The organism is Candidatus Villigracilis vicinus, assembly GCF_016702885.1.
GTDB classification, from domain to species: domain Bacteria; phylum Chloroflexota; class Anaerolineae; order Anaerolineales; family Villigracilaceae; genus Villigracilis; species Villigracilis vicinus.
The window spans coordinates 17,111-38,650 of record NZ_JADJDD010000007.1; the positions used below are offsets into that span (position 1 = coordinate 17,111).

The 21,540-nt window shown below is 50.8% G+C and carries 24 protein-coding genes; 9 read left to right on the forward strand and 15 right to left on the reverse strand.

What is annotated here, in order from left to right; genetic code table 11:
- The first annotated feature begins 64 nt into the window (after nt 1-64).
- Both IPG80_RS07125 and IPG80_RS07130 read left to right on the forward strand, forming a co-directional pair.
- Nucleotides 65-394 carry a nucleoside triphosphate pyrophosphohydrolase family protein gene (locus IPG80_RS07125; RefSeq protein ID WP_345104443.1) on the forward strand — a complete coding sequence of 110 codons (330 nt, stop codon included), beginning with the start codon at nt 65-67 and terminating at the stop codon, nt 392-394.
- Complete coding sequence (locus IPG80_RS07130; protein ID WP_345104446.1) at nt 395-727, forward strand: multidrug efflux SMR transporter; 333 nt, start codon at nt 395-397, stop codon at nt 725-727.
- 35 nt (nt 728-762) lie between these two features.
- Here IPG80_RS07130 and IPG80_RS07135 read toward each other — a convergent pair whose 3' ends face one another.
- The 4 genes from IPG80_RS07135 to IPG80_RS07150 all read right to left on the reverse strand — a co-directional run bounded on the left by IPG80_RS07135 (nt 763) and on the right by IPG80_RS07150 (nt 4,489).
- Complete coding sequence (locus IPG80_RS07135; protein ID WP_345104448.1) at nt 763-1,608, reverse strand: sulfurtransferase; 846 nt, start codon at nt 1,606-1,608, stop codon at nt 763-765.
- 142 nt (nt 1,609-1,750) lie between these two features.
- Nucleotides 1,751-3,016, reverse strand: a complete 1,266-nt coding sequence (locus tag IPG80_RS07140) for a class I SAM-dependent rRNA methyltransferase (RefSeq protein ID WP_345104450.1) — start codon at nt 3,014-3,016, stop codon at nt 1,751-1,753.
- A gap of 90 nt (nt 3,017-3,106) precedes the next feature.
- Complete coding sequence (locus IPG80_RS07145) at nt 3,107-3,937, reverse strand: PhzF family phenazine biosynthesis protein (protein WP_345104452.1); 831 nt, start codon at nt 3,935-3,937, stop codon at nt 3,107-3,109.
- 12 nt (nt 3,938-3,949) lie between these two features.
- Complete coding sequence (locus IPG80_RS07150) at nt 3,950-4,489, reverse strand: 5'-3'-deoxyribonucleotidase (RefSeq protein WP_345104455.1); 540 nt, start codon at nt 4,487-4,489, stop codon at nt 3,950-3,952.
- 115 nt (nt 4,490-4,604) lie between these two features.
- Here IPG80_RS07150 and IPG80_RS07155 point away from each other — a divergent pair, with 115 nt between their 5' ends.
- A complete protein-coding gene (locus IPG80_RS07155; RefSeq protein WP_345104458.1) occupies nt 4,605-5,534 on the forward strand; it encodes a helix-turn-helix transcriptional regulator in 930 nt (309 codons plus the stop codon).
- 209 nt (nt 5,535-5,743) lie between these two features.
- Nucleotides 5,744-6,388, forward strand: a complete 645-nt coding sequence (locus IPG80_RS07160) for a DUF2306 domain-containing protein (protein WP_345104460.1) — start codon at nt 5,744-5,746, stop codon at nt 6,386-6,388.
- Nucleotides 6,389-6,443: 55 nt separating this feature from the next.
- Here IPG80_RS07160 and IPG80_RS07165 read toward each other — a convergent pair whose 3' ends face one another.
- The 4 genes from IPG80_RS07165 to IPG80_RS07180 all read right to left on the reverse strand — a co-directional run bounded on the left by IPG80_RS07165 (nt 6,444) and on the right by IPG80_RS07180 (nt 9,870).
- Nucleotides 6,444-7,151 (reverse strand): succinate dehydrogenase iron-sulfur subunit, encoded by a 708-nt coding sequence (locus IPG80_RS07165; RefSeq protein WP_345104462.1) that lies wholly within the window; start codon nt 7,149-7,151, stop codon nt 6,444-6,446.
- 8 nt (nt 7,152-7,159) lie between these two features.
- Nucleotides 7,160-8,953, reverse strand: coding sequence for an FAD-dependent oxidoreductase (locus IPG80_RS07170; RefSeq protein WP_345104465.1), 1,794 nt, complete (start codon nt 8,951-8,953; stop codon nt 7,160-7,162).
- 87 nt (nt 8,954-9,040) lie between these two features.
- Complete coding sequence (locus IPG80_RS07175; protein WP_345104468.1) at nt 9,041-9,481, reverse strand: hypothetical protein; 441 nt, start codon at nt 9,479-9,481, stop codon at nt 9,041-9,043.
- Nucleotides 9,481-9,870 carry a hypothetical protein gene (locus IPG80_RS07180; RefSeq protein ID WP_345104471.1) on the reverse strand — a complete coding sequence of 130 codons (390 nt, stop codon included), beginning with the start codon at nt 9,868-9,870 and terminating at the stop codon, nt 9,481-9,483. Before IPG80_RS07180 ends, IPG80_RS07175 begins: the two co-directional genes overlap by 1 nt.
- Before the next feature lie 286 nt (nt 9,871-10,156).
- On the opposite strand from IPG80_RS07180, the gene IPG80_RS07185 reads away from it, so the two are divergent.
- Nucleotides 10,157-10,594: a hypothetical protein gene (locus IPG80_RS07185; protein ID WP_345104473.1), complete on the forward strand. Its 438-nt coding sequence runs from the start codon at nt 10,157-10,159 to the stop codon at nt 10,592-10,594.
- Between the two features lie 61 nt (nt 10,595-10,655).
- Here IPG80_RS07185 and IPG80_RS07190 read toward each other — a convergent pair whose 3' ends face one another.
- The 4 genes from IPG80_RS07190 to IPG80_RS07205 form a co-directional block, all read right to left on the reverse strand.
- Nucleotides 10,656-11,480, reverse strand: a complete 825-nt coding sequence (locus tag IPG80_RS07190; RefSeq protein WP_345104476.1) for a succinate dehydrogenase iron-sulfur subunit — start codon at nt 11,478-11,480, stop codon at nt 10,656-10,658.
- A 2-nt stretch (nt 11,481-11,482) separates the two neighbouring features.
- Nucleotides 11,483-11,848 (reverse strand): hypothetical protein, encoded by a 366-nt coding sequence (locus IPG80_RS07195; protein WP_345104479.1) that lies wholly within the window; start codon nt 11,846-11,848, stop codon nt 11,483-11,485.
- Nucleotides 11,849-11,961: 113 nt separating this feature from the next.
- Nucleotides 11,962-12,402 carry a succinate dehydrogenase, cytochrome b556 subunit gene (sdhC, locus tag IPG80_RS07200; protein WP_345104482.1) on the reverse strand — a complete coding sequence of 147 codons (441 nt, stop codon included), beginning with the start codon at nt 12,400-12,402 and terminating at the stop codon, nt 11,962-11,964.
- 2 nt (nt 12,403-12,404) lie between these two features.
- Nucleotides 12,405-14,114: a succinate dehydrogenase/fumarate reductase flavoprotein subunit gene (locus IPG80_RS07205; protein ID WP_345104485.1), complete on the reverse strand. Its 1,710-nt coding sequence runs from the start codon at nt 14,112-14,114 to the stop codon at nt 12,405-12,407.
- Between the two features lie 200 nt (nt 14,115-14,314).
- Between IPG80_RS07205 and IPG80_RS07210 the strand changes: the two genes are divergently transcribed.
- Complete coding sequence (locus IPG80_RS07210) at nt 14,315-14,650, forward strand: FKBP-type peptidyl-prolyl cis-trans isomerase (RefSeq protein ID WP_345104488.1); 336 nt, start codon at nt 14,315-14,317, stop codon at nt 14,648-14,650.
- 73 nt (nt 14,651-14,723) lie between these two features.
- Here IPG80_RS07210 and IPG80_RS07215 read toward each other — a convergent pair whose 3' ends face one another.
- Entirely contained in the window at nt 14,724-16,052 is a 1,329-nt protein-coding gene (locus tag IPG80_RS07215) for an MFS transporter (protein WP_345104491.1), read from the reverse strand.
- A gap of 77 nt (nt 16,053-16,129) precedes the next feature.
- Between IPG80_RS07215 and IPG80_RS07220 the strand changes: the two genes are divergently transcribed.
- Together IPG80_RS07220 and IPG80_RS07225 are read left to right on the forward strand one after the other, a co-directional pair.
- Nucleotides 16,130-16,477, forward strand: a complete 348-nt coding sequence (locus IPG80_RS07220) for a metalloregulator ArsR/SmtB family transcription factor (RefSeq protein ID WP_345104494.1) — start codon at nt 16,130-16,132, stop codon at nt 16,475-16,477.
- A complete protein-coding gene (locus IPG80_RS07225) occupies nt 16,470-16,949 on the forward strand; it encodes an SRPBCC domain-containing protein (RefSeq protein ID WP_345104497.1) in 480 nt (159 codons plus the stop codon). The genes IPG80_RS07220 and IPG80_RS07225 overlap by 8 nt, the downstream gene beginning before the upstream one ends.
- A 71-nt stretch (nt 16,950-17,020) precedes the next feature.
- On the opposite strand, the gene icd is transcribed toward IPG80_RS07225, so the two are convergent.
- The gene (icd, locus tag IPG80_RS07230) at nt 17,021-18,424 is read right to left on the reverse strand and encodes an NADP-dependent isocitrate dehydrogenase (RefSeq protein WP_345104499.1); all 1,404 of its coding nucleotides are present in this window, start codon (nt 18,422-18,424) and stop codon (nt 17,021-17,023) included.
- Between the two features lie 447 nt (nt 18,425-18,871).
- On the opposite strand from icd, the gene IPG80_RS07235 reads away from it, so the two are divergent.
- A complete protein-coding gene (locus IPG80_RS07235; protein WP_345104501.1) occupies nt 18,872-20,287 on the forward strand; it encodes a solute carrier family 23 protein in 1,416 nt (471 codons plus the stop codon).
- A 122-nt stretch (nt 20,288-20,409) separates the two neighbouring features.
- Here IPG80_RS07235 and IPG80_RS07240 read toward each other — a convergent pair whose 3' ends face one another.
- Complete coding sequence (locus tag IPG80_RS07240; protein WP_345104503.1) at nt 20,410-21,420, reverse strand: fatty acid desaturase; 1,011 nt, start codon at nt 21,418-21,420, stop codon at nt 20,410-20,412.
- Nucleotides 21,421-21,540: the final 120 nt, after the last annotated feature.

Sequence of the window (21,540 nt, forward strand, 5' to 3'; positions counted from 1 at the left end):
TATGAATATGAAGCCGGACATTTTTTGTAAACCAATTCTCGCTCTACTGAAAAGAGACTACCTCATGAACTTCAACGACTATCAAAAAAAATCCCGCTCCACCGCACAATACCCGTCCATTGGGCACCCTGTCATTTACCCGGCGCTTGGCTTGGTCAACGAGGCAGGCGAAGTGGCAGGCAAGATCAAAAAAATCTTTAGAGACAAACAAGGGAATATCGGCGAAGCAGAACGCGAAGCACTCAAAGCCGAACTCGGTGATGTGTTATGGTACATCGCCCAAGTCGCCACCGAACTTGATCTGCCGCTCGATGAAATTGCCGAAGCGAATCTCGCCAAACTTTTAGACCGTCAAGCCCGCGGCAAAATTCAAGGCGATGGCGATAATCGTTAAATGAAAACCTTTATTGTTCTCTTCTTCGCCATTTTGAGCGAAGTGATCGCTACATCTTCCCTTAAGTTTTCGGAGGGCTTCACCAAACCCATTCCCAGCATCATCGTAGCGGTCGGTTACGGGCTTTCTTTTTATCTGCTTTCCATTGCCTTGAAAACCATGCCCATCGGCGTTGCCTATGCCATTTGGTCCGGCGTGGGGCTGATCCTCACGGTTGCTGCCGGAATGATCCTCTGGCGCGAAACGCTGGACTGGGCAAAGGTCACCGGTATTGTACTGATTCTTGCAGGTATCCTGCTCATCAACGTCTTCTCAAAATCAACAGCTCACTAAAAACAGAGGCGGATGAATAACATCCGCCTCTGTTTTTATTTAACCACTGGCAAGCCCGAATCCGCCGCGCCCCACTCCGTCCATGAACCATCGTAGACAGCGAGGTTTTTATGCCCCGCCTGATCTGCAGCCAATGCAAGAATGCAAGCCGTGACTCCGGTGCCACAGCTGAAGATCAATTTTTTATTTTGATATTCGTTGAATATCTCACGCAAAAGCGCAGGGGATTTCATTACGCCGTTAGTTTGAGTCTCCGCAAAAGGCAGGTTGACGGCGCCGGGCATGTGTCCGCCTCTCAACCCTGCGCGCGGCTCAGGTTCCTGACCTTTGAAACGTCCGGCAGACCGGGCGTCCATCACGCTGAAAGCGGAGTCGCTCAAGGCGTGGGTTACGGTTTGAGAGTCAACGATCAACTCTGGTCGGGGATGTGAAGCGAAGTCTCCGCGTGATGTTGGAGTCGCGAGAGTCGCGGTCGTTTCGTATCCGGCATTTATCCAGGCAGGCAAACCGCCATCCAAGACTGCTACGTTATCATGTCCCATCGCGCGGAACATCCACCACGCGCGCGGGCTGGCATATACGCCAACGTTATCGTACACGACGATTGCACTGTCTTTGCGAATGCCCATCTTTTGCATCTCTTCAGTGAAGAATTCAGGCGTGGGCATCATGTGCGGCAGGGATGTGTTGTGGTCGCAGATATGCGTGTCGTAATCAAAGCGCAGTGAGCCGGGGATGTAAGTGGGGACAGTAGGTTGAGCGACACCGATGTTCGTCACCGGCTTCATGCTGGCATCTAGAATGATGAGGTTTTCCGCTGATAGATTTTCAGCAAGGAGTTGCGGGGGGATGAGTGAGTTGGGGAAAGTTATGTGTGACATCAAGTCCTCATTTCTTAAGTATAAAAAAATAATTCCCGTCATTGCGAGCCGCGTTCTTGCTCTGTGCGGCGAAGCAATCCCATACCAACTCATGAGATTGCTTCGGGCGAAAGAACATCGCCCTCGCAATGACGATATTGATTTATGGCGCGGTGGCGAACAAACACTTAAGATACGCGCCTTCTTTATAGGTGATGGGATGATCAAGCGCGTGTCCGGTGCGTTCGATCTCCTCCAGCGGGCGCCCCGTCTCGCGGGCAGACCTGTGAATGGCGTCGAAAAATTCGACGGTACTGACCCGGCTGGAGCATGAAGCTTGCACAAGAATGCCGCCGCGTTTCAATACGTCGAGTCCCAAATGTGTGAGTCGACGATAAGCTGCCAGCGCGGTTTCAACCTGCGATTGATTCTGCGCGAACATGGGCGGGTCGAGGATGACGATATCGAACTGACGTTTCTCCGCTTTCATTTGCATGAGCGCTTCAAAGGCATCCTGATCCAATGTTTCAAATTTAGCATTTTTTACATTAGGCTTGTTTTGGTTATGTTGGATATTTCGCAGTGTGGCTTGCGTGGCGGGTGTGCTGAAATCGACACTGACAACTTCCGTTGCGCCGCCATCGGCTGCATACAATGAAAATCCGCCGGTGTAGGAAAAGACGTTCAAGACTGACTTGCCTTCGGACATATCCCGCACACGTTCCCGGTTCTCGCGTTGGTCAAGGAAGAACCCGGTCTTTTGCCCATTGATGGGATCACACTCAAAGGTGAGTCCATTTTCTTTGAACAGGACCAAGCCTTCGGGAGTCTGACCCTTATCAGGGCTTGCCGTGAGCGTCATACCGTCGGTGAGACCGTGTAATTCATCCGCTTGTTTGTTGAGCGTACGGCTGAGTCTTAATATCAAATGATCGAAGTGTTGGGTTTGTTGTAGCGCGGCGCAAACATCTTTGAGATGTGGAACCCAGGCAGGCGTGTAGAGTTTGAGCACAAACGTTTCGGCGTAGCGGTCAATGACCAAACCGGGCAAGCCGTCATTCTCACCGTGGATGAGGCGATAGCCATCCGTTTCTTGTTTTCTGAGCGGCGCGCGGATGGCATCGGCGGTTTTTATTTTTTCATGGAACCAATTATTGTCAATCGTAGCAGGCTTTATCTTTTGCAGAACGCGCACACGGATGGGCGAAGTGGGATCGTACAAACCAACGCCAAGGAAGCGGCGTTTGTCATCGAAGATGACGGCAAGGTCACCGGGCGCGCCTTTGTGACTTTGCTCGGTGATGGATTGATCGAAGATCCAGGGATGTCCCTGTTTCAAGGCGCGTTCGGCGGGTGCAGTGATGCGCAGCGCAATGCGTTGAGTGGATGGGCTTGGAAGTTGCGAAAGTGCGGGGAGGATTTCAGTCATTGAAGTTGCAAGTATCTTACTATAACTTAGAGACAAGCCGCATCTTTTTTGATGCGGCTTGTCTATCGTCCATGGTCAATTGTCCACTGTCTATTCAATATGCCTTACTTCACCGCTGACCGAAATCCTCTCGCCAGTCTTTGATGTGAACGAAACATTCAAACGTGAAGGCACGCCCATATCCTCGCCCTGCAAGATGGTAAATGTTTTCGCGCCCTGCCAATTAATATCGCGCAGATACCCCGCCAATGCCGCCGCCGCTGCGCCCGTTGCCGGGTCTTCGTAGACTCCACCTGCTGCAAAGGGGTTGCGTGAATGGATGACCGAATCCGACTCCTGCCATAACAAACTGATGGTGACCAGGTTCTGTTCCGCCATCAATGCGCGGACTTCTTCGAATGGATATTTCATGTCCGCCAGAGTCTGGCGGTCTTTCACGAAGATGATCAAGTGAGTTGCTCCCGCTCCCGCAATGCGGACGGGAAAGTGCGCATCCAGTTGGTCTTTTGTCAAATTAAACGCAGCAAGGATTCGGTTCACATATTCCTGCGGCGCATCTTTCGACCATGTCTCCGGAGACTGCAAGGTAGCAGACATCCCCGAACCTGATTTTTTCGCGCTGACGCTGATCTCGCTGTTGTTGAGGATCAGTTTATACGTCCCTTCGCCGAAGCGTTCACCCAGAGCTGCGCCTAACGCAATCGTGGCATGACCACAAAACGGCACTTCCAACTCTGGCGCAAAATAGCGGACTCTCCAGCCATCATTTTGTTTCACCAGAAAAGCCGTCTCTGAATAACCCACTTCTTTTGCAATCGCCATCATTTCTTCGGCAGAGGGCATGGAGTCATAGAAAGCGACTCCGGCGGGGTTGCCGCCGAGTCCGTTTTGGGAAAAGGCGGCGAGTCTTAATACTGTCATGGTTTCTCCGATCTACATACCTAAAACTTGTTTCCAATTTTGCCAGGTCAATCTTTTTCGGTTCACATCTCGATTATACGGACGATCATACAAAATATGTTCCCACATGGGCGTAGATTCGACACCTGTGATGATCGGTTTATCATCGATCAAGATATCGCCTTTGACCAATGTTTTATCTCTGGTAAGGATAATACGGTTTACCCACTCTGCGCCAAAATGATGCTCCACCCATTCGTACTTTTCCAACACGCAGTTCTTATATACATAAAGTGGGCTGGTGCAAAAGAAAATTTCCAGCCCCATCTGCTGCATTGTTTTAACGGCTTCTACTCCGCCCTCGACAGGCATCATCTCGCGAAAGAACCCAGGTTCCAAATATATTTCTGATACCAAAGGCTGTAAATCTTGCGGATAAGACTCCTTTACATAAAATATTGTGCGCTCTTCAAGCGGTACATACATTTTTTCCGGATGCCGCGCCCGCCAACGTTTCAAAAATTCCGCATCAAAATCTGCAAGCACATCATCCATATCAACAAGTATTCGCATGAAATCTCCTTTGGTTTTGATTTTACGCTGAAAACAAAAGCTTTATCCTAGCAGACACAGCTTGCCCATTCCCTCCTCTTCCTCTCACAAAAAAATACGATATGATACCCGCACCATGGAAGACCTTCAAATCGCCTACTACTTCGCAGTGATCATGATCGGGTTTGCCGCACTTGCCATCTCAGGCTTTTGGGCATTCAAAACACAAGATGCCAACTTGCGAAATTTTTGCATTCTCTATGCCACCTTCACACTCGTGCTTATCCTCTCTGTACTCACGAAATATCTCACGCTCAACGTAGAAGGCTATTCAGGCAGGGCATGGTATGTACTTTCCGGCGTGTACCAGGCGGTCAATTATGGAGTCATCGTTGCCACCGTGAATTACTTTCTGGGTCTGCATCAAACACCAGCCCAAAAGCGGATCGCAACCTTGTTTTGGTTCAGCATCCTGATCTTTATTGGCATCCTCTTTTTACCCTTCAGCACCCGCCTGGACGAAACCCAAAATATCATCCACCTTGAACTCGGCTTTCAAGGTCTCACCATTTGGTATCTACTCTCGTTCACCTACGCCATCATTCTGGCATACAAAGCCCTACAACAGGCATGGAACTCAGACAAACGGAACTTCATCCTCGGCTTGTTGATCTTTGCAACGTTCGGTTATATAGAATCCCTGCTAACCTTTTCACAAAACCTGAGCGCCTCCGCTGTTTCCCTCACCGTTGAAAATGGATTACTATTCAGCTCGATCCCATACATGCTTTATGGCTTTTTCGTCATCCGCCATTTCATGACCTTCGCGCCTCCGACTCCCATTGAGGTGGATACACTTTCAGAAAGCTTTCTCTCCACCCATGCCATCACCGACCGCGAACGTGAGATCATTTTGAAAGTCATCGAAGGCAAAAGCAATGCCACCATCGCCAGCGAGCTTTTTATTTCGCTTGCCACGGTCAAGACCCATTTGCACAATATCTACACCAAACTCGGCGTCGAAAGCCGCTTCGACCTGCTCGCCAAAGTCCGCTCTGCGAAATAAACCCGATCTACTCCCGCCGCAGTCCCCGGCGGCGGTTTTGTTTTGCGCAAGAGACCGATGAATAAACCCGATCTACATCCAAAGTTGTAGACAAAATCCCCAAAATACATCCGAAGTTCGATTTTCAATTCCGCCCGCATACGAGATGATGAGAGCAGGGCGAGATTCCACTCGCCTATTATCTCCATTGGTAAAAGGAAAAGAAGATCATGCGAACCACAACCACTTTAGACGCACAACCGACCATCCCCAGAAAGACCTCCGGCTGGGGCAAAACCGGCTGGGCACTCATGCTCCTGCTGGCTTTGTTCTTATTCATCATCGCCAGCCGCTATCTCACACTCAACCCCGAAGTCTACTTCCCCGAACAACGCGATGTCTACGTCGCAAACCCCGTCTTCCTACTCATGCACATCATCGGCTCCATGCTCGCCATCCTCATCGGACCAATCCAATTCTTGAGTCGAATCCGCACCGGGCGTTTGCTCAACCTCCACCGTTGGCTCGGACGCGTCTATCTGTTGGGAATTCTAATCGGCGGCATCGGCGGACTCTACATGGCACAACTTGCCTATGGCGGAATCATCACCCGCCTTGGTTTCAGCGCCCTTGCACTCCTCTGGCTGTCCAGCGGGTTCATGGCTTACAAGACCATCCGCAACAAACAAATCGAAACTCATCGCAAATGGATGACCGTCAACTACGCGCTAACCTTCGCCGGTGTCACCCTGCGCCTTTGGCAGATCATCTTCGGCGTCAGCGGCTTGGACTTTATCACCGGCTACCTGATCGTTTCATGGCTATGCTGGGTTCCCAATCTATTCGTTGCACTCTGGGCCATCAACCGCAAATAAAAAAAACAAGCCGCATCCTCACAGATGCGGCTTGCCTATTCACTATTCACTGCTATTAATCGATCTTCCCCGTCACCATTGCCATCTTCAGGTCGCCGATCGCCTTGGTGATCTGGATCTCACGCGGGCAGGCTTCAGTACAGTTGTATGCGGTGTGACAGCGCACGGTGCCGTCGGTCTCAGCAAGCACCATCAAACGCTGACTTGCGCCTTCGTCACGGCTGTCGAAGATAAAACGATGCGCGGTGATGAAAGCCGCAGGTCCGAAGTATTCGTCGTTTGCCCAGAACGACGGGCATGCCGAGGTACACGCGCCGCACAAAATACACTTGGTCGACTCATCGAAACGGGCACGCTGCTCGGGAGATTGCAGCCGCTCGCGTCCATCTTCAGGCAGCGGCGAGTCATTGACGAGGTAGGGAGTCATCTTCTTGTAGTTATTGAAGAACGGCTCCATATCCACGATCAGATCTTTCTTGACCTTCATGCCCAACACCGGCTCAACGGTGATGTTCGCGCCCACATCGCGGACGAGGGTCTTGCATGCCAAACGGTTGCGACCATTGATGCGCATCGCATCCGAACCGCAGACTCCATGCGCGCACGAACGGCGGAACGCCAACGCACCATCGGTCTTGCCTTTGATATGCTCAAGCACATCCAGAATGCGGTCGTTCGGGTCGGCTTCAATTTTGTAGGTCACATAATTGCCGCGCTGGTCTTTCTCGGGGTTGTAACGGAAAACTTTGACTGTAACTTCCATGTTAACCTCTAATATACTCTGGCTTTCGGTTGATGTTTGGTAATAACGACCGGCTTGTAATTGATCTCAAGCTTTCCATTCTTCTTCGCGATCAAGGTGTGCTTCAGCCAATTGGAATCATCACGTTCAGGATAATCTTCACGCGAATGTCCGCCGCGGCTTTCTTTGCGGTTCAACGCGCTGGCAGCCACCACTTCCGCGATCTCGAGCAGGTTGCCAAGCTCCCACGCATTCAAGAGTTCGGTATTGAACATCTTGCCTGTGTCGCTGACTTTCACATCCTTGAAACGCTTTTGCAAAGCGCGCACTTTTTCAAGCGCTGATGCCATATCCTTCTCATTACGATAAATACCGACATCCGCGAACATGACGTTCTTCATTTCATTGCCGATGTCGTACGCGTTTTCATTACCGGATGCAGACTTCAACGCCTCCAATTCGGACCGGATGGCTGAGTCAGCGTTCTCGGGCATTTTCGTCCACTCAGCCGACTTGGCATGTTCTGCTGCACGCAGACCCGCATGTTTCCCGAACACGACGAGATCAAGCAACGAGTTCGTCCCCAAACGATTCGCACCGTGGACGGACACACAAGCACATTCACCCGCCGCGAACAGACCCGGCACGACCGTGCTCTTATCGTCAACGACCACTTCACCGTATTTGTTGGTGGGAATACCACCCATCGCATAATGAGCCGTTGGCTGGATCGGCATCATTTGGGTAACAGGATCAACTCCGAGGTAAACACGACAGAAATCCACAATGTCAGGAATCTTCGTCAGAACGGTTTCACCAGTAATAATTAAGGGAGAGCCGTCTGGGTTTGTGCGTCCATCTTCGGCTGCAAACTTATTCACCGTCTCCGGGCGAATATCCAAATAAACATAGTTCTTGCCATCGATACCGCGACCTTCTTTGATCTCGGTGTAGATCGCGCGTGAAACCACATCACGTGAAGCGAGGTCTTTCACGGTCGGCGCATACTTCGGCATGAAGCGTTCACCCTTGCCATTGATCAGCACCGCACCTTCACCGCGTGCGCCTTCAGTGATGAGAATACCGAGCTTATAAATACCGGTCGGGTGGAATTGGAAGAACTCCATATCCTCAAGCGGAAGTCCCTTGCGTAACAACATCGCCGCGCCGTCGCCCGTGTAGGCATAGGCGTTCGACGTCACTTCAAAGATGCGACCAAAGCCGCCTGTGGCAAACACCACAGACTTGGCATGGAAGGTATGCAGCTCGCCCGTGGCAAGTTCAATTGCCACAATGCCCGCCGCCTTGCCATCCACCATGATGAAATCAAGCGCCTGATATTCATCGAAGAAGGTCACATCATTTTTGATGCATTGCTGATACAGAGTCTGCAAGATCATGTGACCGGTGCGGTCCGCCGCATGAGCCGCACGACGAACAGGTTTACCCGTTTCATTATTCGTGTGCCCGCCGAACGGACGCTGTGAAATACGCCCGCTGGGAGTGCGGTCGAAGGGCAAGCCCATGTGTTCCAGTTCCAGCACCGCAGCGATGGCTTCATTGGTCATGAACTCGATGGCATCCTGGTCGCCAAGGTAATCGGAACCTTTGACGGTATCGTACATGTGCCATTCGGGTTTGTCTTCTTCATAGTTACCCAACGCCGCAGAGATGCCGCCTTGTGCCGCGCCTGTATGCGAACGGGTGGGATATAACTTACTAATGACCGCCGTCTTGGCAGACTTGGATGCGTAAAGACCCGCCATGAGTCCCGCGCCGCCTGCGCCAACCACGATCACTTCAAATTGATGAACATTTGCCATGAATTACTCCTAGAAAACCACAAAGGGTCACGAAGGTACACAAAGGTTTTCCTTGTGCCCCTTTGTACTCATTGTGGTAAATATCTTTTATGCCATCCAGATGAGATACAACCCGGCGCCCATTACAACAAAGAACAAAGCCATGTTGCCATACCGATTCCAATTGCGTCCGGAAACAGAGGCAACATAATCATCCACGATCACGATCACGCCGTGAATGCCATGCGCCAAACCCGTGAGGAACATGCCGCTCGCCACCGTACGCCAGAAGGCGCTCGCCCAAGGGGCAATATCAGGCACCTGTGTATATTCGACATGACCCGGATTCGAGATCAACGCCCAGCGGACAACTTCCACAAAGGTCATTTGGTTCATTGCCCCCATAATGAGCGCACCGATCACGCCGACAAAGATGAAGAAATACATACCCAGTGCGGTCAGGCGGGTAAAGACCCACATAAATGTTTCAAAGCTCATGCCGCGCTTGCTCAACGGCACGATACGAGGTTTTGTTTGAAGATTGCCCATTACAACCTCCCAATGGCAGTGGTAATCACACTTACTGCCGCAAACCCGAATACCACAATGAAAATGATCCATTCGATCATAATGGCTGTGCGGTGATGGGGGATCAACTGTTTATGGAAAATATCCAGAATGGTAATTCGCAAACCGTTGATGACATGAAAAAGCACACAGAACAAGATGAAAATCTGGAACGGCGGACTCATATAAATATCATTAATGAAGTCGCCGATAGCCCAACCCTGTTTTTCCACAAATGTGGCAAGCACATGTATGGTTACAAATATTGCCATCCCCGCCCCGCCAATACGATGGAGAATAAAGGTCAGGAAAGGTCCCTGCCCCTTATACCCCAGAGCCGTGGAAAGAGGAACATTTCTTTTCAAGCCCATTGAAGCCTCCGATTGAAATAGTTGGAACGCCCTATTTTACTCTCTGATTTCACGAATCGCGAGTTAAACAACGTTAAGTGAAGTTGGACAAATGACTATACACAAAATGATCAAGCCTTATTTTTTATGATACGAACTATGGTTACCGTTGAGGTACAGATCCGTATTGAAATCTTATGCTTGGCGATGGTGCAAATGTTTTAACCCGTCGCACAGTACTGCTGTTTTAGTTTCACCCAACGTTATAATTCAAGATAATCCATCTTACAGAATGACGAGGTTAACAATGAACAACTCACTTTATCCAGATGCAATCCAAGCCAACCGCCAGGGACATTTTGCCATGTCGCAGATGGGCGGGGGGATGATCTTATGGCTATTGATCGGCGTATTTGTTACCTTAATGGGCATTGGCATGGTCGTCATGGCACTCTCCGATTTTTCCATAGCCAACATTGGGTTCGGCTTTGTCTTTTTGTGGCTGGGATACAACGTCGGCGGGAACATGCTGATCGATATTGCGCTTGGGTCGGTCAGCATGATTGAAGGAAAGGGCGAAAAAAGCATGTCGAGTTCCGGGAAGAGCATCAAACGTTCCTACTGGGTCGGAGAACAGCGCCTTGATGTTTCTTCAAGTACCTTGTTGGGCAAGTTGAATAACCACGAACATGTCCGCGCTTATTATCTTTCCCGCAGCAAGAGTCTGGTCAATTTGGAATGGTAATTGAGCGAGAGTCGTCGACAACAAAAAGCGAATGCCTTGCGGCGTTCGCTTTTTTATGGCATCACTTTACTGTCCGCGGCGGCGGAGCGAACTCTTCGATCTGCTTGACCACATCCGCCAGCGGCATGACCTTTGAGAGATGCTTCTCTTTTTTACCAAAGCCGATGCTATCAAGCACTAATGTGCGTTTCAACAACTGGATACCAAAAGCCGGGTCCACACCTTTGGGGCAGGCTTGCGAACACGCCCCCGCCATGTGGCATTGATAAGGTCCATGAAAGGCATCGATGGCTTCGAGGCGTTCTTGCAAGCCACAGTCACGGCTGTCGACCGTGTAACGGTAGGCTTGAGCCAGGGCTTGAGGTCCAAGAAAGAGCGGATCAGTCGCCACAGTGGGACAAGCCGCCAGACATAATCCGCATTTGATGCAGAAGGTGAATTGACTATATTCGTCGCGCTGTTCAACAGACTGAATGAATTCGCCCGTCGGCTCATCGATTTCTTTTGAGTTGGTGTGAATGATGAACGGTTTGATCGCCGCGTGTTTTTCGATCAGTGGTTCCAAATTCGGCACAAGGTCTTTGACGTTGTCATAGTTTGGCAACGGCGCGACCGTGACCACATCGGTATTCAAATGCAGCACTTGAGTTTGGCAGGCAAGCATGGGCAGGTCATTGATGAACATGCCACATGAACCGCAGACCCCCATACGGCAGGATGAACGCCACGCGAGAGTCGGCGCCTGCTCGGCTTTGATCTCGTGCAACGCTTCCAGCACAGTCATGCCGTCGTGGACGTTAAGTTTATGCTCCTCCCAATGCGGAGCCGTGTCTTTATCCGGATCGTAACGGCGAACTTTGAAGGTGATGAGTTTTGTATCAGCCATGTCTATACTCCGGGGTGAGAGAATGTCCACCAGGTTACGTAGGTGCCCAATGCAAAGATCGCAATGCCAACCAATAAAATGCCCCAATCCACAACCTTCGCCAACGCAGGCGAAAGCGGCAACTCACGGATAATGCCGCGCGTGCCGTACAGTCCGTGATACAAACCCGCTGCCAGCAAAAGGATATACACAACCAATTGAGCTGTATCCTTGCCGCGTGCGATCATCGCTTCGAAGGAACGGGCTTCTTCCACACTCGTCCCGAAAAACACTGGGGCATAGTGCTGAACTGCAAAATGCGCACCGAGCAAAATCGCAATGATGGGGATCACCAGTAGGTGCAAAGACCATAATCTTGTTTCACGCATGACTTTCTCCTCCGTCATTGCGAGGGCGATGCTCTTCGCCCGAAGCAATCCCAGACTAACTCATGAGATTACTTCGTCGGGAAGACCGCCCTCCTCGCAATGACGTAAAAAAACTAATCAAAGAACAAACTTGAACCGCCGAGTGCCATCAACAAACCCGCCAACAACATAATGATGTAAGTCAACGGGCGGTGCTTCATAACGGATGATTTATAAGGGAACACGGGCTCTTCCGGCTTGCCGAGGAAGAAGCCAAGCTCCACCAACAGCAAGCGCGTTCCGTTCATGGCATGGAAGACCGCCGCCGCAAACAGCAAATACTCGATCACTTTGAACATGGGCAAAGCGAACAAGCCCATCAACGCCGCCCAGGCTTCTTCGCCGCGCATCCGATTTGCTGTTTCGATAATGTGCAAGACCATATACGCGATCAAGCCCAACCCCGAAAGACGATGCCCGATGTACAAGTATCGTTCAAATGAATACTTGCCCGCATACACCCAGCCTTTGAGTCCGAGTCGATTGTTGTAAGCAGTAGGTTTATTCGTTGCCATGATTAGTACTTCCTTTCCACAGGCTTCCACATCGAAATATCCACTTTGCTGTAACTCAGTTTCGGACCCGCTTCCGTGTAATCTGCCATGGTGTGCTTCAACCAATTCTCATCATCGCGCACATTGAAATCACGCCGCGCATGTCCGCCGCGTGATTCAGTGCGAGTCAAAGCTCCGAGTGTTGCCACCTCTGCTACATCGATCATGAAGCCAGTTTCAATCGCGCGTTCGAGGTCAGTGTTATAGCGCAGACTTTTATCCTTGAGCGAAATTTTCTTATATCGTTCCTTCAACTCGCGGATCTTTTTCAAACCCGCTTCCATCTGCTCGCCCGTGCGGAAGACGCCCATGGTGGCATCGAGATTCTTCCGTAACTCTTTGCGGATCTGGTAATGGTCTTCCGTGCCAGTGGATGCGATCAACGCCTCGATCTTCGCCCATTCCTGCTCTGCAGTCTTTGGCATTTCCGGCATCGACGCATTCGCACAATAGCGAGCCGCCTCGCCGCCAGCTACACGTCCCCAAACGAGACATTCCGCCGTCGAGTTCGAACCGAGTCGATTCGCTCCATGTAAAGACACGCACGAAACTTCGCCCGCCGCCCAGATATTTTCAACAGGCGTATGTCCCTTGATATCAGTGTGGACGCCACCCATGGTGTAATGCGCCACCGGGCGAATTGGAATCGGCTTCTCGATTGGGTCAAGCCCAATGTGTTTGATGGTCACTTCCCGGATGAGTGGGAGGCGTTCGAGGATTTGTTTCCTGCCCAAGTGGCGCAAATCCAAATGGATGTAATCCAAACCTTCAGGACCAGGAAATCCTCGCCCAGCTTCGATCTCGGTCATTTCAGAACGGGAAACCATGTCACGCGGAGCAAGTTCCATTTTGGATGGGGCATACGCGCCCATGAAACGTTCGTCTTTATTATTGAGGAGAGTTCCGCCTTCGCCACGGCAGGCTTCGGTCATCAAAATGCCGCTGGGGATGAGTCCCGTCGGATGGAATTGGATGAACTCCATATCCTTGAGAGTCAATCCGGCACGATATGCCATTGCCAACCCATCACCGGTGACGGTTTCAGAGTAGGTGGTGAAGCCAAAGATCTGACCCGCCCCGCCCGTCGCGAGAATGAGCGCTTTGCCGCGAATCAAAACGAGCTTGCCATTGATCATATCGATCATGGTCAAGCCCGCGAAACGATTGTTCTCTATCAAAATAGAAGTGACGAAGCCTTCATCATAACGATTGATCTTCTTCGTATGCTTCATCAACGTGTCGTACAGGGTCTGCATCTCAAGGTGACCGGTCTTATCCGCCGCGAAGACTGCCCGTGGATAAGTATGCCCGCCGAACGGACGTTGCGCGATATGCCCATCTTCGGTGCGCGACCAGGGAATGCCCCAATGATCGAGGTGCAGAATTTCCTTGGGCATTTCATGCACAAAAAAATCCACGACGTCTTGATCTGCCAAAAAGTCTGAGCCTTTGACCGTATCCCAGGCGTGGAGTTCGAAACTGTCGCCCATGTCTTGTCGCATCACAGCGGCTGTCCCGCCTTCGGCTGCGACTGAGTGAGCGCGCATCAATTGAAGCTTTGAAACGAGTGCAATATCCAACTCCCCCTTGCTTTGCTGGGCAGCTTCCAGCGCGGCTCGCAAGCCTGCCAGACCAGTGCCCAAAATGATTAGATCGTGATTGTAGACTTCCATGTATTTCTCCTCGTAAAACGATGAAGAATCACCAAATAGGACTTCATTGTAGGATTTAAGAAGCTGTTGGGTTAGTGATGATTGTCACCGAATGGCGGGACGGATTGTCAAAATATGGACGATTGACCATGGTCGGCCGACCATGGTCAATCGTCCATCGAACAAGTTACAATAGCCAAAACCTAAAAATTGGAGAACAAATGAAAACCTCAAGCGGACTTGAATACATTGAAGTGGAAGCCGGAAACGGCACCCAAGCCACAGCAGGCAAAACGGTCAGTGTGCATTACACAGGCAAATTTCAGGATGGACGCGTGTTCGATAGCTCCATCCCACGCGGCGAACCGCTCGCCTTCAAACTCGGAGTGGGTCAGGTCATCAAAGGTTGGGATGAAGGCATTGCCTTGATGAAGGTCGGCGGCAAAGCCCAGCTCATCATCCCTTCAAACCTGGCGTATGGCGAACGCGGTGCTGGCGGAGTCATCCCCCCGAACGCTACTCTTGTTTTTGATGTGGAGTTGGTGGATGTGAAGTGACATGACCATGTCACGCCACCGCTCAGAGTGACAATTAACAAAAAAAGGTCGGGACTTTTCAGTCCCGACCTTTTTATTTCTGAGCTTCTTCCTGCGCAGATTGTGAAAATGTGATCGTCCGTCCGATCCACCAGACCAGGGCAGCTCCAATGGCAAATAAGACCATGTTCAATGCAAAAGGCAGGGAACGGTCAATCGCAGAGAGTTGACCGGCGATCCAGCCAAAGGGTGAGATGACGATGATCAATGCCACATACACCATGGCAGTGACCCGCGCCCGTTCATGCGAATCCATTGAAACCGCCAGCAGCGACTCGGTCATCGGGTTGACGAACGCTGCCGCAACGCCCTCCAAAATAACGCTGATCGATAGCCATAATATTGACTGAGGCGGCATAAAGACGAGCAACGCCTGACTAACAACGAACGTACCAAAGCCCACCCAAAGCGGTATGCGATAGTGGCGAATATTCGTCAGGCTTGGACCCAGCAGGAAAAACCCGGCAGTCATCACAATGGAACGCAATGCTACATAGACCGAGATCTGAGACTCTGCAAACCCCAGTTTGGTGGTGAACAATACGCCCCAAAAATTATTGCTGACCGTGGTGTAGATGTTCATAATGATCATCAAGGATAACGCCGCCAGGATGGGCTTGGAATGCAGGAGTTCAAAGAAAACACTACGGTACTCGCTCAGCAAGTCTGTCAGTGAGCGATGCTTCGTTTCTTCCATGCGCTGCACACCCCGCGCCGTTTCATGCGAAAAGATGTACAGAATGATGGCTTTGGCGCTTAGTACGATAAAACCAAAAATGAATAATCCGCGCAGGGCAGGGATCAAGCCATAACGATTCACCAACCAACCACCGACCGGCGCAAAAAAAGCGGAGCTGACAGCGAAGATCATGATCCACGTCCAGATGTGTACAAGATGGCGTTCCTCCGCATCCTCCACCATCAGGCAGGTCCATGCTGTAAGCGAAATACGCCACAGACTGTTCAAAGCCGCTGCCGCGGCAAAGTAACGCACATCCTGCGCGATCGCCCAGACCAGACAAGGCATGCTCCAGCACAGTAAGTCGGTGATAAAAAGTGTTAGTCGCCGCCCAAACTTATCCACAATGGCGCCGCTGACCAATGCCGAAAATACCTGCAAAACCAGCCCCAGGCTGGCAATGCTGCCGATCTGTTGATCGTTCATACCGAGGGCGATCATATAGACCGAGAAAAAGGGAGCAAAAAGATTATATGGAATCCCGAACATCACTTCGGTGAGTACAGTGATTCGCGGATTGCCCTTCAGTTCAAACAGGGATCGAAAAAGGGGTGGGATGCTAGCAATGACATGAAATGATTCTCCAAGGAATGTGACTATATCGTAGATTTCTCGTCCTGCCAAAAGGTCTTGACAGGCTATTTAGCACGAAGTATTATACAAACTGGTTATTTAACCACTTAGTTAAATAAGGAATTGAAATGGAAACCGAGGAAACAAAATTAGACCGAACTTTTGCCGCGCTGGCAAACCCTACAAGACGAGCCATTTTGGCACGTTTGGCAGGTGGTGAAGCAACAGTCAATGAACTTGCGGCACCATTCAATATGAGCCTACCGGCTATTTCCAAACATATTAAAGTTCTAGAAAAAGCCGGGTTAATTACCCAGGGTCAAAAGGCTCAATACCGCCCATGTGTAATAAATGTAATTCCACTAAAAGAAGTATCAACATGGACGGAACAATATCGCCATATTTGGGAAACCAGCTTTGACCGAATGGAAAATTACATCAACCAAATAAAGGAAAAGGAAAACGATAATGAGTGAAAATGATCAGATCGTAATCGAACGTATTTTCAACGCTCCAATAGGCTTGATCTGGCAAATGTGGACGGAACCTGAACATTTTAAAAAGTGGTACGGACCAAATGGAGCCACCATCCCTGTTGCCGAAATGGATGTCCGTATTGGCGGGAAACGTCTGATTTGCATGGAAATGCGCGGCATGAAAATGTGGACGGTAGGTGAGTACACAACGATCGTCCCAAATACACGCCTTGCCTACACAGAAAGCATGGCTGATGAAAATGGCAATGTAGTTTCACCCTCTGCCATGGGGATGCCCGAGGGGTACCCCGCGACGACTGAAGTAATCGTAGTATTGGAAGATATTGGCGGGCGCACAAAAATGGTCATGACCCATGCCGGTATGCCCGCAGACTCAGGCGCAGACGGTGGTTGGAACCAAGCCTTCGACAAATTGGCAGACCACATCAATACAGTCGGCAGCAAGAAATAATCTCTCAAAATATCAATAAAAAAGGTCAGGACTTTTCAGTCCTGACCTTTTTTATTAACAGAGTTTCGAACTTATGCCATGTGCTTGATGATCGCGTCACCGAACTCGGAGCATTTGATCTCCGTGGCGCCGTCCATCAGGCGGGCAAAGTCATAGGTGACGGTCTTCGCGGCGATGGCGCCTTCCATGCCTTTGACGATCAAGTCGGCAGCTTCGCCCCAGCCCATGTAGCGCAGCATCATCTCACCCGAGAGGATGACCGAGCCGGGATTCACTTTATCCAGATCAGCATACTTGGGCGCGGTGCCGTGAGTCGCTTCGAAGATGGCGTGCCCGGTCACGTAGTTGATGTTCGCACCCGGAGCGATACCAATACCGCCCACCTGAGCCGCAAGCGCATCGGAGAGATAATCGCCATTGAGGTTGAGGGTGGCGATCACATCGTAATCGCGCGGGCGGATGATGGTGAACTGCAATGAGACATCCGCGATGGAGTCTTTGATGAGCAGCATCTTCTTCCACTTGCCTTCGCCGTGGGTATCCCACAACTTCAGCGCTTCTTCCACTTCGGCTTTGATCTCGCCCTGTTGTGCGGGGCTCATCATATCGAAGCCGGGGTCGATCATCTTGGCGTTATCTTCCACGCTCAAATTAGCATTGCCTTCCTTGTTACCAAGGATCCAGGTCTCGCGCTCGGTGACGATCTGTGCGCGGAATTCACGTTTGGCGAGGGCATAGCCCCAATCCTTGAAGGCGCCTTCGGTGAACTTCATGATGTTGCCCTTGTGAACGAAGTTCACACTGCGGCGATGATTGTCCAATGACCATTGAATGGCAGCGCGCACGAGGCGCTCGGTGCCTTCCACAGAAACCGGCTTGATGCCAAGCCCTGCTGTATCGGGGAAGCGCATCTTGGCGTATTCCTTGGGGAAGGCTTCCTTGAACAGTTGCTTGAATTTCTTATTTTCTTCGGTGCCATACGCGAATTCAATACCGGTATAAATATCTTCGGTGTTCTCGCGGAAGATGACCATGTCTACATATTCGGGGTGACGCACCGGCGAAGGCACACCCTGATACCAACGCACTGGGCGCTGACAGACATACAGATCGAGATTCTTGCGCAATGCCACATTCAACGAACGGATGCCGCCGCCGATGGGCGTGGTGAGCGGTCCCTTGATGCCGACCAAAAATTCGCGGAAGGCTTCATTGGTTTCTTCGGGCAGCCAGCTCTGGAACATCTTGAAAGACTTTTCGCCCGCGTACACTTCCATCCAATGAATTTGGCGTTTGCCGCCGTAGGCTTTTTCCACCGCCGCATCGAGCACGCGCACCGAGGCACGCCAAATGTCGCGTCCGGTGCCGTCACCTTCCACGTAAGGGATGATGGGATTGTTAGGGACGTTCAACTTCCCGTCCTGAATTGAGATCTTCGCCCCACCTGCGGGGACTTTAACGTTTTCGTATGCCATGTCTACCTCTTTTGACTTTTGTTTTGAAATTATCGTGCGGATTATACACCCGCCTCTCACCCCGCCCGCGCTTGATTCGGTTTTCTGAATTTTTTTTCTAAGCCCAAGGCTATATCACCCCTTCGGGGTTTTTGAAATTCTATCCTCATAATTTCTATAATCCTATCATCCCTTCGGGATTGACGCATTCATGACCCCGAAGGGGTCAAATGATTATAGATTTTTCGATGGCATCAAGAACAACCCCGAAGGGGTGACATTGTTTGCTTTGCCAAAATTCCTTGACATCAACCTAAATGGGCGTAAAATTCTGCGCAATGTTAACGGATAAATTTCGACATTCATTCCTGCATCAACATTTCTTTGGAATGGTTGCCTCTATTTCATGAATTTGGAGAGTCGCTTTCGGCGGCTCTCTTTTTTTATCTCAGAAAGAGGAGAATGCAAATGGCAACAAAAAGTAGCAAGACAAAGCCCAAGGGGAAGAGTCAGCCTGCAGGGACGAAACAGGTTGAAGTTAAGCAAGAGGCGATAGCATCCGGTGTGATGGGCTATCTGCCCGATGATACTCCGCCCGTCGGCGCGATGTTGAGCCTTGGCTTCCAACAGGTGCTGACAATGTTCCCAGCGACTGTGCTGGTGGCCGTGCTGACGAAGTTCGATGTCGGCGTGACTTTGCTGGCATCTGGCTTGGGAACCATCATTGCCCTGTTGGTTTCGCAACGCAAGATCCCCATGTATTACGGTTCATCATTTTCATATATTGCCGTGGTGGTGACGGCGATGAGTTTGTATGCGGGCGATTGTTTCGCCAGTGATGCCGCCTATTGTGCCGAAGGGGTGCGACTGGTGCAAGTTGGCATCATTGGCACTGCTGTGGTTGAAATTTTGGTGGGTTTGCTGATCATGCGCATAGGAAAAAGCGCGTTGGATAAAATCCTGCCCCCCATCGTTACCGGCTCGATGGCTGTCGTTATCGGTCTTGCTTTGGCAGGTGCCGCCTTGGGCATGGCAAGTGGAAACTGGCTGGTTGCGTTCGTGACCTTAATAGCCACAGTTTTGTGTTCTGTCTTTTTACAAAATAAAGGTTTACTCGGTATGCTGCCGATTCTGTTGGGCGCAGTGATCGGTTATATCTTTTCTGCGATGCTCGGCGTGGTGGATTACAGTGTGATCGCCAATGCGGCTTGGTTCCGTGTGCCTGCCATTACCTTCCCCGCTTTCGGCGACCCGCGTGCATGGGAATTGGTGGTGAGCATTTCGTTGATCGCGATTGCGACCATCCCCGAATCGACGGCGCATCTGTATCAGATGAGTCTTTATATTGATACCCTCGCCGAAAAACTCGGACGCAAACCCTACAACATCAAAGAACTCATCGGCTTGAATCTCGTTGCCGATGGCGCAGATGACCTCGTGGTCGGGTTCCTCGGCGGCGCAGCGGGGACGAACTACGGTGAAAATAATTCACTGATGGCGATCACCCGCAACTACTCCATCCCGGTTTTGATGACGGCGGGTGTGATGGCAATTCTGCTGGGCTTCGTCGGGAAGCTGGCGGGGTTGGTCAACTCCATTCCAGTCGCTGTGACGGGTGGACTCGCCATCTATCTCTTCGGCGTGATCGGCATGCAAGGCGTGGCACTCATTCAATCCGAAAAAGTGGATTTGTTCAACCCGAAGAATCTTGCGATTGGTTCCGCCATTTTGGTCTGCGGCATCGGCGGCAACCTCGGGCTTGAGAACGGACTCTTCCCCTTCACGGTACCGGTGGTCTTCCCGCAGGGCATTCCTGCCATCGTATTCGCTGCCATTGTGGGCATCCTGATGAATTTGGTCTTCGTAATTTTCAAGAAGGATTAGCAACAGACCATAGACGATGGACAACTGACCATGGTCTATGGTCTATCGTCCAGCGTCAAAAAAAGGTGACTGAGCCATCCCGGCATCAGTCACCTTTTTTTGATTCCATGTAAACAGCAGGATTACGAGGTCTTCTGCGATTGCATCCTGTATTTCTTGATCGCATTCCAGCCGACGAGCATCTTTTCTTTTTCATCCCACAGGCGGAAGTACAACGACTTCAAACTATCGCGGAAGGTGAGCGGCTCGATCTGGAAGATGGGATTCTCTTTATGGCATTGCTCCAATTTGTAATTGGGGATCTTCGGGCTGAGGTGATGGATGTGATGAAAACCGATATTGCCCGTGAACCATTGCAAGACCTTGGGAAGTTTATAGAAGGAGCTGCCATCCATACCGGCATTGAAGAAACTCCAATCCTTATGGCGTTCCCAATACGTGGGGTCGAAGTTGTGCTGCACATAGAACAGCCACACACCCGCACCGCATGCCATTAACAAAATGGGCAGTTCCACCAGCACGTACGCCTGCCAGCCAATGATGTGGATCGTCCAACCAACAAAACCGAGCAATGCCAGGTTCGTCCAGATCACACTGTTCTTCTCGCGCTTTCCTGCGCCTGGATCCCAAAAACGATGCGTCAGCACGAACACGATCGTTGCCCCGACCGTGAAGAGAATCAAGGGATTGCGCATGATGCGATAGCCGACCTTCTTGTACCAGGGTGCGGCGAGATATTCCTCTACTGTCATGGTATATACATCACCGACACCACGGCGGTCGAGATCACCGGCTGTGGCATGGTGAATCGCATGTGAATGTTTCCAGTTGTAGTAGGGAGTCCACACCGCAGCGCCGAGCAGCAGCCCGAGGCGGTCATTGGCCAATTTACTCTCGAAGAACGAGCCGTGGCAGCAATCGTGAAAGATGATGAACATCCGCACCATGAACCCAGCAGCGGGGATGGTTAACAGCAGTGTCAACCAATAGCCCACTTGCAGGCTGAAGTACGCGAGGTACCACAACACAAAAAAGGGAATGACCGAATTAAAGACCTGCCACAAACTGCGCCAGGTTTCGGGGTATGCATACTTGGCAACGATCGCTTGCCATTTGATTTTTCCAATGCTCATGGTAAAACCTCCGGGTCTGAGTTTGGTATATACAACAGCATTCCGAGACTGACGTTACGCGGAAATCCTGTATTCCTGAAAATACATCCCCTGAAATTCTACAGAGATTTAATCTTTTTC

Excerpts from the sequence above, each read along its gene's own strand:
- IPG80_RS07155 (WP_345104458.1), top strand. The coding sequence starts at position 4,605 with ATGGAAGACCTTCAAATCGCCTACTACTTCGCAGTGATCATGATCGGG.
- IPG80_RS07165 (WP_345104462.1), bottom strand. The coding sequence starts at position 7,151 with ATGGAAGTTACAGTCAAAGTTTTCCGTTACAACCCCGAGAAAGACCAG.
- icd (WP_345104499.1), bottom strand. The coding sequence starts at position 18,424 with ATGGCATACGAAAACGTTAAAGTCCCCGCAGGTGGGGCGAAGATCTCA.
- IPG80_RS07150 (WP_345104455.1), bottom strand. The coding sequence starts at position 4,489 with ATGCGAATACTTGTTGATATGGATGATGTGCTTGCAGATTTTGATGCG.
- IPG80_RS07210 (WP_345104488.1), top strand. The coding sequence starts at position 14,315 with ATGAAAACCTCAAGCGGACTTGAATACATTGAAGTGGAAGCCGGAAAC.
- IPG80_RS07240 (WP_345104503.1), bottom strand. The coding sequence starts at position 21,420 with ATGAGCATTGGAAAAATCAAATGGCAAGCGATCGTTGCCAAGTATGCA.
- IPG80_RS07225 (WP_345104497.1), top strand. The coding sequence starts at position 16,470 with ATGAGTGAAAATGATCAGATCGTAATCGAACGTATTTTCAACGCTCCA.
- IPG80_RS07170 (WP_345104465.1), bottom strand. The coding sequence starts at position 8,953 with ATGGCAAATGTTCATCAATTTGAAGTGATCGTGGTTGGCGCAGGCGGC.
- IPG80_RS07130 (WP_345104446.1), top strand. The coding sequence starts at position 395 with ATGAAAACCTTTATTGTTCTCTTCTTCGCCATTTTGAGCGAAGTGATC.
- IPG80_RS07145 (WP_345104452.1), bottom strand. The coding sequence starts at position 3,937 with ATGACAGTATTAAGACTCGCCGCCTTTTCCCAAAACGGACTCGGCGGC.
- IPG80_RS07190 (WP_345104476.1), bottom strand. The coding sequence starts at position 11,480 with ATGGCTGATACAAAACTCATCACCTTCAAAGTTCGCCGTTACGATCCG.
- IPG80_RS07180 (WP_345104471.1), bottom strand. The coding sequence starts at position 9,870 with ATGGGCTTGAAAAGAAATGTTCCTCTTTCCACGGCTCTGGGGTATAAG.
- IPG80_RS07135 (WP_345104448.1), bottom strand. The coding sequence starts at position 1,608 with ATGTCACACATAACTTTCCCCAACTCACTCATCCCCCCGCAACTCCTT.
- IPG80_RS07220 (WP_345104494.1), top strand. The coding sequence starts at position 16,130 with ATGGAAACCGAGGAAACAAAATTAGACCGAACTTTTGCCGCGCTGGCA.
- sdhC (WP_345104482.1), bottom strand. The coding sequence starts at position 12,402 with ATGGCAACGAATAAACCTACTGCTTACAACAATCGACTCGGACTCAAA.
- IPG80_RS07140 (WP_345104450.1), bottom strand. The coding sequence starts at position 3,016 with ATGACTGAAATCCTCCCCGCACTTTCGCAACTTCCAAGCCCATCCACT.
- IPG80_RS07185 (WP_345104473.1), top strand. The coding sequence starts at position 10,157 with ATGAACAACTCACTTTATCCAGATGCAATCCAAGCCAACCGCCAGGGA.
- IPG80_RS07235 (WP_345104501.1), top strand. The coding sequence starts at position 18,872 with ATGGCAACAAAAAGTAGCAAGACAAAGCCCAAGGGGAAGAGTCAGCCT.
- IPG80_RS07125 (WP_345104443.1), top strand. The coding sequence starts at position 65 with ATGAACTTCAACGACTATCAAAAAAAATCCCGCTCCACCGCACAATAC.
- IPG80_RS07205 (WP_345104485.1), bottom strand. The coding sequence starts at position 14,114 with ATGGAAGTCTACAATCACGATCTAATCATTTTGGGCACTGGTCTGGCA.
- IPG80_RS07160 (WP_345104460.1), top strand. The coding sequence starts at position 5,744 with ATGCGAACCACAACCACTTTAGACGCACAACCGACCATCCCCAGAAAG.
- IPG80_RS07175 (WP_345104468.1), bottom strand. The coding sequence starts at position 9,481 with ATGGGCAATCTTCAAACAAAACCTCGTATCGTGCCGTTGAGCAAGCGC.
- IPG80_RS07195 (WP_345104479.1), bottom strand. The coding sequence starts at position 11,848 with ATGCGTGAAACAAGATTATGGTCTTTGCACCTACTGGTGATCCCCATC.